Here is a 14068-nt window from a genome sequence, read left to right as displayed (position 1 = left end):
GCCGATTATTATTATAACGTTTTTGTGGGTAAGGGCAAGTTTACCCTGTAATCTCTTTTAATACGGCTTCAGCATGACCTTTAACTTTGACTTTTCGCCATTCTTTAGTAACTTTGCCTTCTGGATTGATTAAGAAGGTACTACGTTCAATGCCCATATATTTTTTACCAAACATTGATTTTTCTTTAATCACATCAAATAATTTGCAAGCAATTTCATCTTTATCAGAAGCTAATTCAAATGGTAATTTAAGATTTTCTTTGAATTTTTTATGTGATTTGATGCTGTCACGCGAAATGCCAATAATCTCTACATTATTGGTTTGAAAAGCGATATATAGGTCCCTAAAATCTTTTGACTCGCTTGTGCAGCCAGGTGTGCTATCCTTAGGGTAGAAGTAGATGACAAGATGCTTACCATGGTAGTTATCAAGACTAAAGGTTTTTTCGGATGTCATAGGTAAACTAAACGGAGGGATTGATTGATCAAAAAATGTACTTGCCATAAGTGTGGCTCCTGTAGTAGTATTCGCAAAGTTAACAAATTGTCATAATGATAGTTTAAAATCAAGTAAAACTATGATTTGGCGTAAACGTTATTAAGGTGTAGCAACATGAAAACTGGATTACCGACTCAGATTGACCCTGCTCGTTTTGCTAGAGAAGCGAGAGTGCTTATGGGTAAAGTGCCGCAAAGTGTCCTACCTCGCTTGGAAGATGCATTGTGCGCTACGGATAATATGATAGATGCTACTTTGTCGTTTAGCGTTGATGGGCAAGGTTTTGTTGTAATTGAGGGTAATATTCAAACAACAGTTGTTTTGGAGTGTCAAAGAACATTAGAACCTTTTGAATATCCAGTTAAATCAACATTTAAATTAGTTGTTGTTGCAGATGACCGTATGGCAGATGCACTATCTGCAGAGTATGAGCCTTGTATTTATGATGAAAATGGGCTGGTTTCACCTTTAGAGATTATAGAAGAAGAAATTTTATTAAGTTTACCATTGGTAGCAAAAAAAGAATTAAAAGATTGTGATTTGAATAAAAATAAGGCATACTACGGCATCTTAAATGAAGAGGTTCAAAGCACTGTGCGGCGACCTTTTGCTGGGCTTATCGATATGATAAAGCAATAGTTAGTTGAAATTTTATATAATTTAAAATTTTAGATATAAAGATCAGGAGCATAAAAAATGGCTGTACAACAAAATCGTAAAACACGTTCTAAACGTGGTATGCGTCGCTCACATGATGCATTAAAAGCGCAATCATTATCAGTAGATAAAACTTCAGGTGAAGTCCATATGCGTCACCATGTAACCCCTGATGGCTATTACCGTGGCCGTAAAGTGGTTAATCATAGTGATGAAGATTAATTAACAATTAACGAATTATAGGTGGTAGACGTTGACTGAGCGTATTACCCTTTCAATAGATGCTATGGGTGGAGATCATGGCATCAAATCGACAGTTCCTGCTGCTATTTTTGCATTAAAGGAACATCCTGAGCTTGATGTGATTCTTGTCGGAGATGAGAAGCGCCTTAAAAAAGCCCTCAAACTATATAAATCTGCTAAATTTGATCATCGAATTGTAATTCAACATGCCTCAGAAGTTGTTGCTATGGAAGAGTCTCCTGCAGTTGCATTACGAAATAAAAAAGATTCATCAATGCGCGTGGCTATTAATTTAGTTAAAGATACCAAAGCCGATGCTTGTGTCAGTGCTGGTAATACGGGTGCTTTAATGGCAACGTCGCGTTTTGTGTTGAAAACATTAGCTGATATTGACCGCCCTGCAATTGTTTACCCTATGCCTGGTATGAATAAAGAATCAGGACAGATGAAATCTACTTATATGTTGGACTTAGGGGCTAATGTAAATTGTACATCTGAGCAATTGTTTCAATTTGCAGTGATGGGTAGTATTTTAGTTTCAGCAGTGACAGGTAATGATCGACCTCGAGTGGGTTTGTTAAATATTGGCGAAGAAGATATGAAAGGCCTTGATAGTATCAAGCAGGCTTCAAAAATGCTTTATGCAACAGATTCAATTAATTATGTTGGTTTTGTTGAAGGTAATGATATCTTTTTTGATCGCGCTGATGTCGTTGTTTGTGATGGCTTTGTTGGCAATGTAGCATTAAAAACAACAGAAGGTGTTGCTTCACTGATATCAAAAATCATCAAAGATGCATTTTCATCTAGTTTATTGTCTAAATTATCATTATTGTGTGCGGCACCTGTTTTGCGTAAAATAAAAAAACGATTAGACACGCGTCAATATAATGGTGGTACTTTTCTTGGGCTTCGAGGTATTGTAATTAAAAGTCATGGTGGTGCTGATGCCTCAGCATTTGCTACGGCTATTACAGAGGCGATAAAAGAAGTTAAAAAAGATGTGCCTAACCAAATACAAGCCGAAGTGGGTACGCTATTGCAGCGTATGCAAGAGGAAGAATAAATTATGCCACTTAGGGCAAGAATTTTATCTACAGGTAGTTATTTACCTCCAAAGGTAGTTACTAATGATGATCTAGCTCAATTTATTGAGACTTCAGATGAATGGATTCGCCAACGTGTTGGTATTATCTCAAGACATGTAGCAGAAAAAGAGTCAACGACCGATTTAGCTTTTCACGCAGCAGAAAATGCATTGAAAAAGCTTGCAATTGATCCCAAAGATATTGGTTTAATTATTGTTGCAACGGGTACTGCTGATTATTTAATGCCATCAACTGCATCATTATTACAGCATCGCTTAGGTACCAAAAGTACGCCTTCCTTTGATATTAGTGCCGCTTGTGGCGGGTTTGTTTATGCATTAGATGTTGCACGCCAATATATTGAAAATGAAACAGTTGAGTATGCTTTAGTTATTGGTGCAGAGCGCTTATCAAGAGTGCTTGATTGGAAAGATCGTTCAACCTGTGTGCTTTTTGGTGATGGTGCAGGTGCTGTCGTTTTAGGTGCTGATCAAGAACATGGCATTAAAGCATCTATATTGCATAGTGATGGTCAGGATCTTGAGTTGTTGAATGTGCCTAATGCACTACCTAAGTCGTTATATGGTCAAGATGCAGAGACAACACTTTTACATATGCAGGGTAATAAGGTGTTTAAAAAAGCGGTTGCTCGTTTAAGTTTTTTGGCCGATGAATTGTTAGAAAAAGCATCGCTTAATCAGAGTCAGCTAGATTGGTTAGTCCCGCATCAAGCTAACTTACGTATATTAGAAGCAACAGCTAAGAAGCTTTCTTTACCACTATCACAAGTTATTGTAACACTTCAATATCATGGAAATACTTCAGCTGCATCCATACCGTTGGCGCTCGATCATGCGGTTAACTGTGGCAAAATCCAATCTCAACAAAATTTGTTAATTGAAGCATTTGGTGCTGGTTTTGTTTGGGGTGGTATGGTGTTATCATTCTAAGTCAATTTAAAGGTTATCTTTTGATAAAAATAGGATAAAGGATCATAGATTATGTCAGCAAATTCTAAGATTGCATATGTTTTTCCAGGTCAAGGCTCACAAAAAAAAGCGATGTTAAGTGATTATTATCAAGAATTTAGTCTTGTTAGAGATACATTTAATGAGGCAAGTGAGGCTTTAGGGTTTGATTTGTGGAATATTATTTTAAATGATGAGAATAGGTTATCTCAAACAGCATATACTCAGCCAGCATTACTTGCAGGTTCTATTGCAATTTATCGTCTGCTGTTAGCTAAAAGTGAGTTGAAGCCTACTTTAATGGCAGGGCATAGCTTAGGTGAATATTCAGCATTAGTTGCAGCAGGTAGTTTGGATTTTTCTGATGCATTAAAACTGGTGCATTTACGTGGTCAGTTAATGCAAGAGGCTGTACCTTCTGATGTTGGTGCGATGAGTGCTATTTTAGGTTTGGATGATCAAACAGTTATAGAAGTATGTCAAAAAGCGTCTAATGAAGGCATTGTTACAGCAGCTAACTTTAACTCACCAGGGCAAGTTGTTATTGCAGGGGAGCGTAATGCAGTGATTAATGCCTCTGAATTAGCAAAACAAAGTGGCGCTAAAAGGGCACAGATTTTACCTGTCTCAGTTCCTTCTCATTGTATGCTTATGAAACCAGCAGCTGAAAAATTAGCAGAAGCTTTGGAAAAAATCCAGCTTGAGATACCAAAGATACCAGTGATTCATAATGTTGATGTAGAAATACATAATCACGCAGATGAAATACGCCAAGCATTGGTGCATCAGTTATATTCACCTGTTAAGTGGTCAAAAACAATTCAATTAATGGCAGCTGAAGGTATTGATGTATTTATTGAGCTAGGTAGCGGTAAAGTTCTAACTGGTTTAAATAAAAGGATTGTAAAAGATAAGCATTATTTGGCGAGCGATTCTGTTGGAGGATTTAATCAAGTACTAGAGTGTTTAGTATCACTTTAAGTTCGATTATAAGAAATTAATTGTTTAGGAGATTATTATTTATGTTTGATTTATCAAATAAAACAGCACTTGTTACAGGTGCTAGTCGTGGTATAGGGCAAGGAATATCTGACCAATTAGCTCAACATGGTGCTTATGTAATCGGTACTGCAACAACAGATGATGGTGCCCATAAAATTACACAACGATTTGATCAGCTAGGGGTTAAAGGTCGTGGTGTTAAACTTAATATTGCCGATGAAAATAGCATAAATGAGTTATTAAAGGCATTTAAAGCAGAAAAAATTAGTATTGATATTTTAGTTAATAATGCAGGAATTACGCGAGATAATTTGGCAATGCGCTTAAAAGATGATCAATGGGATGAGGTGCTCAATACAAATTTAACGGGTGTTTTTAAATTAACTCGTGGGTTACTAAGAGATATGATGAAAAAACGTTGGGGGCGTATTATCACGATTGGCTCTGTTGTTGGCAGTATGGGTAATCCTGGTCAAGCAAATTATTGTGCTGCAAAAGCAGCTGTAATTGGTTTAAGTAAATCATTAGCCCATGAATTAGCATCGCGCGGTATTACTGCAAACGTTGTTGCGCCTGGATTTATTCAAACAGATATGACTGCTGAATTAAATGATGCACAGAAGCAAGCCATTATGACTCAAGTGCCAGCACAATCGATGGGTAATCCAGAAGATATTGCTGCTGCTGCTATTTATTTAGCCTCTAATGAAGCAGGTTATGTAACAGGTCATACGCTACATGTTAATGGCGGCCTTTATATGGCATAGGTGATAAAAACCTTGCAAATCTGCCATAGTTCAATAAAATGGCACTGATAAAGTTAATTCTTTAGAAAAACATGAGGAAATAAAAAAATGAGCGAAATTGAATCAAGAGTTAAAAAAATCATTGCAGATCAGTTAAATGTCGATGAGAAAGATGTTGTGCCTGATGCGTCATTTATCGATGATTTAGGTGCTGATTCTTTAGATACAGTTGAATTAGTGATGGCTTTAGAAGAAGAGTTTGAAACTGATATTCCTGATGAAGAAGCAGAAAAAATTAAGACAGTTCAGGATGTTATTAATTACATTAATGAGAACAAGTAATCGTTATTTTTATCAAACGATACTTAGGTTTTGTAATATTTTTAGTTAGATCAGCGCTTTTAGGGATAGTCCTTAAGCGCTGATTTTGTTTTAAGCATATTATTTCTTTGTTTTAAAATTTAAGGAGTAAGATCAGATGAAATCACCAAGGCGTGTTGTTGTAACAGGATTAGGTATGATTTCTCCGGTAGGGCTTGATTTAAAAGAGAGCTGGGAGAATATAAAAGCAGGTGAAAGTGGTGTTGAAAAGTTAGATGGTTTTGATTTGCCTGGGCCTGACTTAAGTGAGTTTAAAGCACAAATTGCTGCTAGAGTAAAAGGTTATAATCCTGCAAATTATTTTAATACGAAAGAGCTTAAAAAATTAGATGTGGTACTTCAATATGGTTTAATTGCGACTGATGAGGCAATTAAAGATGCTCAACTTGAAGTAACGGATAAAAATGCACATCGTATGGGCGTGTCAGTATCTTCAGGTATCGGTGGTATTACAACGATTGAAACAATTCGCCAACAGCTAGATAATAAGGGGACTAAAGTCTCTCCATTTTGTATTCCAGCTTGTTTGATCAATATGATTTCTGGTCATGCATCCATTAAATATGGCTTTAAAGGACCAAACCTTGCAATTGTAACAGCTTGTAGTACAGGCACACATAATATTGGTAATGCCGCTCGATTAATTGCCTATGGTGATGCTGATGTTATGGTTGTTGGTGGTGCTGAAAAAGCATCAACAGCAGTTGGTATGGCAGGCTTTGCTGCAGCTAGAGCACTGTCAACTCGTAATGATGATCCACAAGCTGCATCTCGTCCGTGGGATAAAGATCGTGATGGGTTTGTATTAGGCGATGGTTCAGGTGTTTTAGTCATTGAAGAATATGAGCATGCAAAACGTCGTGGTGCTAAAATCTATGCAGAGTTACTTGGTTATGGTGTTTCAGGTGATGCCTATCATATGACAGCGCCAGATAGTGCGGGTACTTATTTATGTATGGACAATGCACTAAATGATGCTCAAATTAATGCATCAGAATTAGATTATATTAATGCACATGGTACTTCAACACCGATTGGTGATTTAAATGAAAGTCAAACCATTGAAAAATTAATGGCTCATGATGCTAATAATATTGTTGTTAGTTCAACTAAATCTATGATTGGCCACTTATTAGGTGCAGCTGGTGCAGTTGAAGCGATTTTTACAATTTTAGCCATTAAAGATCAGATTGCACCGCCTACGATTAATCTTAATGAACCAGGTGAGGGCTGTAATCTTGACTATGCAGCTAATAATGCACGTGATATGAAGATAGATATTGCTATGTCTAATTCATTTGGCTTTGGTGGTACAAATGGTGCATTGGTATTTAAGAAAATATAAAAAAGCAATTATTCTAAATTAGAGCTACCTGAACGTGTGATATAACAGTAGGGGTGGGGGGAGTCCAGGTAGCGTAGGGCATTGATGCTATGATTGCTCCAATGCCCAAAATCGAAATCAATTATAAATGGTTTATTTCAAAGTGGCTAGTGAAAACTTAATAATGTTTGATTTTTTATTGATTGATAAATTTTGCATTGTGCCACCATCTATAATCTAACTCATATATTATAGGGTGTTAATTCAGAAGCAAAGCTTTTTTTAGCAAATTTGTTTATATTAAATTATTAAAACATTCTTTTGGTAATACCATCTTTTTTAATACCATGGAAAATTGCCCCTAGTATATGTAGTGCAACTAAAATGCTTAAGATAACTGCACCATAAATATGAATAGGGAAAATCTCACTACCTAGTTGTGGGTTGGGCATGATAACTTGAGGTAGTGGTATGATATAAAACCATTGCCATTGGCTATTAAAAAGCATCGAGACTAACATGCCACTACAGCCCATGATAATTACAGTTAAATATAATAAAACATGAACTAATTTAGCTAGATATTTTTGTCCACTGGAAATTGATGATGGGTAAGGTGGTTTAGTATAAAATAGGCGTCTTATGATTAATAATACAATAACGATTAAGCCTAATAATCCAAGTGATTTGTGCAAAATAAGAAATCGATCAGCACCTAATTTTTCAAAAATAAGATCAAAGCCATAACCAACAATTAGTTGTGCAAAAATAATTAACAATAAGAGAAAATGTAAGATCCGTATTGAGATAGGATATTTTTTCATGGCCTTTAAATCCTTTTTATGTTGGCAAGTAAAGCTATTTTTCGATTATGGTTAGTTTTAGACTACTTAAATTTAGTATGAATAGCAAAATAAAATCAGATACATTAGCTAGATATATATTTCAATAAATAATATTTATCAAGTTTATAAAAGACATATATTTTATTTATTTTTTGTATTTTATTATCCTTATTCATGTAGCGATTAATTCGTAAGCATAAAGTAAGTAAACTAAATAAAAGGAGACATAACCATGTTAACTGTAGGTGATCAATTCCCACAATTCCAAATGAAGGCCGTTGTATCTAATGATATGAATAATGCATTTGTTGATGTCAATGAAAAGTCTTACTCAGATCAATGGTTGGTTGTATTTTTTTGGCCAAAAGACTTCACTTTTGTTTGCCCAACTGAAATTCAAGCTTTTGGTAATTTGAATGAGGAGTTTAAAGACCGTGATACACAAGTTTTAGGTGTCAGCACAGACTCTGAGTTTGTACATTTGGCTTGGCGTCAACAAAAAGAAGAGTTAAATGACTTACCATTTCCAATGTTATCAGATATTAATCGTCAACTATCTAAAGCATTAGGTGTTTTAGATGAAGCTGAAGGCGTAGCCAAACGTGCAACGTTTATTATCGACCCTCAAGGCATGATTAGATTTTCAATGGTTACTGATATGAGTGTTGGGCGTAACCCAGATGAAGTTTTACGTGTGTTAGATGCATTACAAACAGATGAATTATGCCCATGTAACTGGCAGCAAGGTCAAGAAACTATAAATCCATTAGAAACAGAGTCTGAAGTAGAAGCATAAGGAGTAATTCAAATGGCTTATGAAACACTATTAAGCTCAATGGGTGATTATGCAAAAGACATTCGTCTAAATATAAAAAATGTTTTAGACTTTTCAAAGCAAAATCACTTAACTGAGAACCAAATCGCAGCGATTGCTTTATCATGTGCGTATGCAACAAAAGATGAAAAAGTAATTGAGGCAATTAATGATTATGCATTAAATAAGATTAGTGAGAATGAACATCAAGCAGCAAAAGCTGCAGCAACAATTATGGGTATGAATAATATTTATTATCGCTTTGTGCATTTAGTATCAAAACAAAGCTATAAAAATATGCCGGTAGGGCTAAGAATGAATGTTTTGGCAAATCCAGGTGTTGAAAAGGTAGATTTTGAACTATATTCATTGGCGGTTTCTGCAATTAATGGTTGTGGCTTATGTATTGATAGTCATGTTCAAGTGCTAGAAAAAGCAAATATTGATCCACAAGCAATTCAGCATGCAATTAAAATTGCAGCAGTTATTCATGCATTAGCACAATCAGTTATTACTGATTAGTGCTAATTTTTAGTCAATTTGATATTTTTTTATCAATTTCTTTAGAATAAATTTTCAATTTCCTTAAATTACTTCCAAAGGACTGCTAGAATAGCAAAAGATTGCTTTTTTAGGAGTAGATAAGGATGACACAAGCAAAATCAATTGCCCTGTTGCAACAAAAGGGCGGTTCAGGTAAGACGACAACGGCAATGAATTTAGCAGGTGGCTTACGTGAGTTAGGATATAATGTCTTAGTTGCTGATATGGATAAAGATAAGCCCGATGCATGGGCTTGGTCTGCAAAAAATGATGAAATGGGTAATTTTGTATACCAGATAGATGAAAAAAATGCGCGAGATCAGATTAATGAGCTTAAAAACCATTGTGAGTTTTTGATTATTGATACACCGCCAAATTTTCAGACAGCAGCATTAAAAGCTGCATTATGGTCTGATTTGGTTGTTATTCCTGCTGCACCTAGTGGTATGGATATGTCAGGTTTATTAGAAGCAAAAGATTTAGCTGTTACTGCAGAGAGACCATACCGTTTATTAGCCAATAGAATTCTTAAAAATACACAAATGTCAAAAAGTTTGTTAGTTGAGTTAGAAGGTGAAGGTAATGCATTTGATGTATCAATACCTCAAAGTGTGAAATTTGTTGAAGCAGAGGCCCAAGGTTTATATATTGGAGAATACGCAAAAGGTTCATGGGCGCATATTCAAGTTAAGAAACTTGCAAAAGAAGTATTGACTTTTTTTGATAAAAAGCATTGATAGTAATATGATAAAAGAGAGTTTATCATAAAATTAAATTTAACTATTTAAAGGTTTAACCGGCAAATGAGTAAAGGCTTATTATCCAATCGTAAACGTTTAAGTGACTTAGGTGTTGTCAATACTCAAGCAGACTTAAAGAAAGATGAGCTTTTGGCAATGAAGCTAAATGAGTTAAATACAGAAGCTCAAAGTGGTGGTTCATTGCTTGAATTATCTTTAACTCAAGTTAAACCAGATCCAAATCAGCCTCGTAAAGTATTTAGAAATATTGAATCATTAGCTGCGAGCATTAAAGAAAAAGGTGTCTTACAGCCAATTATTGTTAGGCGTAATGATAATGGTGATTATACATTAATTGCAGGTGAGCGTAGGTATCGTGCAGCTAAGATGGCTCAACTTGTTACGATTCCAGCAATTGTTCGCCAAGAAAAAGACTCAGATGTCTTGATTATTCAATTACTTGAAAATGATCAACGTGAGAAAGTATCTCCATTTGAAGAAGCCGATGCGATTTATGAGTTGATTAAACATAAAAAAATGAAAAAAAGCCAGATTGCTAAATCATTAGGGCGTGAACTATCTTGGGTTTCTATGCGTTTAAAATTAAATGAAGGTTCAGCACTTATCAGGCGTTTAAGTGATGATGGCATTATTGATGATGTAAGAACATTATATGAATTAAAAAAATTTGAAGATGAAACCCCGGATTTAGCAAAAGATTTTGTCAGAAAAATAAGAGAAAGCCGTATTCGAGGTTCCTATCGTCAGGCTATCTCGCGTGCAAGATCAGGCGCAAGAAAACAAAAAGATAATGAAAAGTTACAACAAGCAGTTGATACTGAACAAGTCGATATCGATGGTAATATTTTAACTGTTTATGTCTCAGGCAAGAAACCTTATCAATTTAAGCTAAGTAGTCAGATAAAAGCGCATATACTCAGTCAAATAAAACAAAATGACTAATTACATTCTATACTTATAGGCATAAAGTGTAATGTAAGTGATCTATTTTTATGAAACTGTATCAATGGTTAAAATTATCCTTTGCCAAAGATTATGCTGTGTATTGGAATCATTTATCACGATTAAGTAACTTATTAATATTGATGAATATTTCCTTGTTTTTTTTAACAGAGCTTGTGACAGCCCATGGCTATTATTTTACTTTTTATTCATTATTATTTTTAGCTTTAATTGAAATTGGTATGTTGCTGCCTTTTGGTTTGTTAAAGCATTTAGTCTATTATTGTTTGCATCTTCTTTTTCTTTGTATCGCTTTATATTATTTAATCGCAAGTATTATTTATTGGGTTAATACAAGTACAATCTAGCTTATAGCAATCATTTGTATAATCTTGCATTTGATTAGAAAATCACTTATTGTTTTGTCCATCTGATGGTTGATAATTTATTTTAAGGTTACTTAATGAAGATAAAAAGGCTAATTATATTTGGAGATAGTCTTCAAGATCATGGTAATTTAACCAAGTTATTACCCTTATCACCCAAAGCTTGTCATGATGGCTATTTTTCCAATGGCCCAGTTGCTGTGTATTATTTGAGAGATGGATTAAGCCAGTATTATAATGATGACATTAATATTCATAATTTTGCAGTTGCTGGTGCATTAGCAGCAACACTAAACCCAAATCCTTTATTAATGGATAAATCGTTAGCCGTAGCTGATCAAGTAGATAGATTTGAGCATCAGTTTGGGCGTTTTAATGATGATGATTTAATTGTCATAACAGGTGGTGGTAATAATTTCTTTTTTTCAATTGTGCCTGATTATCCTTATCTGCATTTAGGTAATATTTATCGCGTCGCCAATGATTTAGAGCGCATTGTTGATCGAGTTTGTCGTTTAGGCGCTAAAGAAATTTTATTATCAAACATTCCAGATGTTACTGCTGTTCCAGTTTTCAATTATGTGCCAGAAGGTAAAAAGATTAAACCTTTAGCTAAAAGACATATTATTTACAAAATAAGAAGTATAGTTAAACGTTATTATCTGAATCGTTTAACTAAAGAAAACGCTAAACTAGATAAGAAAATCGATCAATTAAAAGTAAAATATAGAGATAGCCAAATTCATCTATTCGATGGTTTTCGATTTATGCGACGTGTAATGAATAAACCGTTTGAATTTGGGTTTGAAAATGCGACAAACCCATCAATTCTAAGTGTTGGTGGATTTGATTTAAAAGGTAATATCCAGTCGGATACAGATATTTTGGTGCAAGAGAATCCTGATACGCATTTATTTTGGGATTTGGTGCATCCAACAACAAAAGCGCATCAAGTTGTAGCCAATGAATGGTTAAAATACTTTATACAGTAATACGTTATTTATAGCTTATGTTATCTTTAACCTAAGATTTCAAATACATCTTCTTTTAATTTTGCACTTCCATCAGGTTGTATAACCCATAGTTCTTTATAAATAACACCGTAGGCTTTATTCATTTTCCACTTCGATGATAAAATAGCGCACGTTTGATCAATTACCTCAATTGTTGGGTTATGATACTCAACATCTAAAAAACCATCATCGATGATTTTTTGCCAAAATGCTTGAATTGCTTTTTTACCTTGAAATGTACCAATCGATTTAACCTCCATGATCGCATCATCTTCATATTGATTTGCACAGGCTAAGGCGTCTTGACTATTAAAGGCTTTTTTCCACGTTGTGCTTTCTTTTTGAACAGTTTGTATTATCTGTTGTTTAGTTGTTTCAGATACTATTTCGCACTCTTGATTCTTTGGCTCTGTTATCTGGTTCATATTTCCTCCCCAATAAATATATAATATTACAAAGCTTATTATTGTACGGTTAGAAGAAACATAATATCAATCATGTCATATTAGACTTAAGCTATTTTACATCGATCATACTAGTAATGATTCGTTTACTAAATAAGATAAAAATACTCACAGCTATGCCAATGCATGTGCTTAATAAAAATAATGTTGCCCAGTTATACGTTGTTGCAATAAAACCTGCAAATGGTCCTATAAAGACGCGTCCTAACGAATCAAGTGAACTAAAAAGAGCAAATTGCGTTGCACTATAATTTTGATTACATAAGGAAAATAGAAAGGCTAAAAATGCAGCCGAGCCAAGCCCACCTGCAAAATACTCAACGGCAACCGATAGCGTCATTAGATAAAAGCTTTTACCAACAATTGCTAAGATGGCATAGCATAGATTCGCTAATGCCATAGCAAGGCTAAAATATAAAAAACCTTTGTAAATGCCAATGCGTTTCATAATAAAGCCGCCGGTTAAGGTACCTAAAATCGTAAAGATCATGGCGCTAAATTTAAATGCAATGGCTACTTCATTAAGTGAAAAATTAAGTCCTCTTAGGAAAAAAACAGTATTAAGAGAAAAAGCAAGTTGGTCACCTAACTTATAAACAATAATTAGTAACAGAATTAAAATTGCACTAATAAAATGATGACGTTGGAAAAAATCGATAAAGGGTAATATAGCTGCTTGAAAGAGTGTTTTTGGTGCATGGGTTCTCACTTTAATTGCCTTTGGCGCAACTAGGGTCCCAATAATACCAATAATGAATAGTAAGCTGATAACAATATAAGCATTGTGCCAACCAAAACTTGAAGCAATCAGTAATGCGCCAGCACCAGATGCAAACATAGCAATTCGATAGCCTAGAGTAGATACTGCGCCGCCTAATGCACGCTCATCTGGTTTTAAAACATCAGCCTGATAGGCATTAATATTGATATCTTGTGTAGCAGATAGAAAAGCAATAATTAAATTTAAAAATGCTAATGCCCATGGGTTATTTTCAGGGGTAAATAAGGCATTTAAAGCGACAGTAAGCATTAATAGAATTTGCATCACTAGTATCCAGCCACGGCGATGACCTAAAAAAGGTAGTGAGAATCGATCCATAATCGGTGACCAGATAAACTTAAAGGTATAAGGTGCGCTGATCAATGTTAAAAGACCAATTTTTTCCGTTGAAATATCAGACTGGCTAAACCAAGCAATAAGCGTTGAAATACTTAATAATAATGGTAAGCCAGATGAAAAGCCTAATAATAGCATCACTATCATTTTACGAGAGGTAATGACGGTTATAATATCATCAACTAAAGGCTTATTTTTGCTTGTTTGTCGTAGTGGTAGCTGTGACATAAGATTTAAATCAATGTCCTTATTTAATACGATATAGCTCTATCATA

Annotated in this window: 18 protein-coding genes; 14 read left to right on the top strand and 4 right to left on the bottom strand. The window is 34.7% G+C overall.

The features are described from left to right. Window positions 1-40: 40 nt before the first annotated feature. Window positions 41-505 (bottom strand): peroxiredoxin, encoded by a 465-nt coding sequence (locus KFE69_12575; GenBank protein ID UTW42303.1) that lies wholly within the window; start codon window positions 503-505, stop codon window positions 41-43. A 108-nt stretch (window positions 506-613) separates the two neighbouring features. Between KFE69_12575 and KFE69_12570 the strand changes: the two genes are divergently transcribed. From KFE69_12570 to fabF, 8 genes are all read left to right on the top strand, one after another. Next, entirely contained in the window at window positions 614-1138 is a 525-nt protein-coding gene (locus KFE69_12570; protein UTW42302.1) for a DUF177 domain-containing protein, read from the top strand. A gap of 57 nt (window positions 1139-1195) precedes the next feature. Then, complete coding sequence (gene rpmF, locus KFE69_12565; GenBank protein UTW42301.1) at window positions 1196-1378, top strand: 50S ribosomal protein L32; 183 nt, start codon at window positions 1196-1198, stop codon at window positions 1376-1378. Between the two features lie 31 nt (window positions 1379-1409). Further along, window positions 1410-2465 (top strand): phosphate acyltransferase PlsX, encoded by a 1056-nt coding sequence (gene plsX / locus KFE69_12560; GenBank protein ID UTW42300.1) that lies wholly within the window; start codon window positions 1410-1412, stop codon window positions 2463-2465. A gap of 3 nt (window positions 2466-2468) precedes the next feature. Further along, entirely contained in the window at window positions 2469-3437 is a 969-nt protein-coding gene (locus tag KFE69_12555; protein UTW42299.1) for a ketoacyl-ACP synthase III, read from the top strand. 51 nt (window positions 3438-3488) lie between these two features. Further along, on the top strand, window positions 3489-4436 hold the full coding sequence (gene fabD, locus KFE69_12550; GenBank protein ID UTW42298.1) for an ACP S-malonyltransferase: 948 nt from the start codon (window positions 3489-3491) through the stop codon (window positions 4434-4436). Between the two features lie 41 nt (window positions 4437-4477). After that, entirely contained in the window at window positions 4478-5224 is a 747-nt protein-coding gene (fabG, locus tag KFE69_12545; GenBank protein ID UTW42297.1) for a 3-oxoacyl-ACP reductase FabG, read from the top strand. A gap of 87 nt (window positions 5225-5311) precedes the next feature. Then, window positions 5312-5545, top strand: a complete 234-nt coding sequence (gene acpP, locus KFE69_12540) for an acyl carrier protein (GenBank protein UTW42296.1) — start codon at window positions 5312-5314, stop codon at window positions 5543-5545. 136 nt (window positions 5546-5681) lie between these two features. Next, window positions 5682-6929, top strand: a complete 1248-nt coding sequence (gene fabF / locus KFE69_12535) for a beta-ketoacyl-ACP synthase II (protein ID UTW42295.1) — start codon at window positions 5682-5684, stop codon at window positions 6927-6929. A gap of 287 nt (window positions 6930-7216) precedes the next feature. Here fabF and KFE69_12530 read toward each other — a convergent pair whose 3' ends face one another. Beyond that, a complete protein-coding gene (locus KFE69_12530; GenBank protein ID UTW42294.1) occupies window positions 7217-7732 on the bottom strand; it encodes a cytochrome b/b6 domain-containing protein in 516 nt (171 codons plus the stop codon). 247 nt (window positions 7733-7979) lie between these two features. On the opposite strand from KFE69_12530, the gene KFE69_12525 reads away from it, so the two are divergent. The 6 genes from KFE69_12525 to KFE69_12500 all read left to right on the top strand — a co-directional run bounded on the left by KFE69_12525 (window position 7980) and on the right by KFE69_12500 (window position 12191). Further along, a complete protein-coding gene (locus KFE69_12525) occupies window positions 7980-8549 on the top strand; it encodes a peroxiredoxin (GenBank protein ID UTW44080.1) in 570 nt (189 codons plus the stop codon). 12 nt (window positions 8550-8561) lie between these two features. Next, entirely contained in the window at window positions 8562-9089 is a 528-nt protein-coding gene (locus tag KFE69_12520) for a carboxymuconolactone decarboxylase family protein (GenBank protein ID UTW42293.1), read from the top strand. A 119-nt stretch (window positions 9090-9208) separates the two neighbouring features. Beyond that, the gene (locus KFE69_12515) at window positions 9209-9847 is read left to right on the top strand and encodes a ParA family protein (GenBank protein ID UTW44079.1); all 639 of its coding nucleotides are present in this window, start codon (window positions 9209-9211) and stop codon (window positions 9845-9847) included. A gap of 66 nt (window positions 9848-9913) precedes the next feature. Continuing rightward, a complete protein-coding gene (locus tag KFE69_12510) occupies window positions 9914-10813 on the top strand; it encodes a ParB/RepB/Spo0J family partition protein (GenBank protein UTW42292.1) in 900 nt (299 codons plus the stop codon). 50 nt (window positions 10814-10863) lie between these two features. Further along, entirely contained in the window at window positions 10864-11181 is a 318-nt protein-coding gene (locus KFE69_12505) for a hypothetical protein (GenBank protein ID UTW42291.1), read from the top strand. A gap of 95 nt (window positions 11182-11276) precedes the next feature. Further along, window positions 11277-12191, top strand: a complete 915-nt coding sequence (locus KFE69_12500) for an SGNH/GDSL hydrolase family protein (GenBank protein ID UTW42290.1) — start codon at window positions 11277-11279, stop codon at window positions 12189-12191. Between the two features lie 26 nt (window positions 12192-12217). Here KFE69_12500 and KFE69_12495 read toward each other — a convergent pair whose 3' ends face one another. Together KFE69_12495 and KFE69_12490 are read right to left on the bottom strand one after the other, a co-directional pair. Continuing rightward, a complete protein-coding gene (locus KFE69_12495; protein ID UTW44078.1) occupies window positions 12218-12571 on the bottom strand; it encodes an isochorismatase in 354 nt (117 codons plus the stop codon). A gap of 157 nt (window positions 12572-12728) precedes the next feature. Continuing rightward, a complete protein-coding gene (locus KFE69_12490; GenBank protein UTW42289.1) occupies window positions 12729-14021 on the bottom strand; it encodes an MFS transporter in 1293 nt (430 codons plus the stop codon). Between the last annotated feature and the right edge of the window lie 47 nt (window positions 14022-14068).

This window comes from bacterium SCSIO 12844 (assembly GCA_024397935.1).
Taxonomy (GTDB): domain Bacteria; phylum Pseudomonadota; class Gammaproteobacteria; order Francisellales; family Francisellaceae; genus M0027.
Note: the sequence above shows the minus strand (reverse complement) of the source record. Positions and strands in the feature narration are given on the sequence as shown.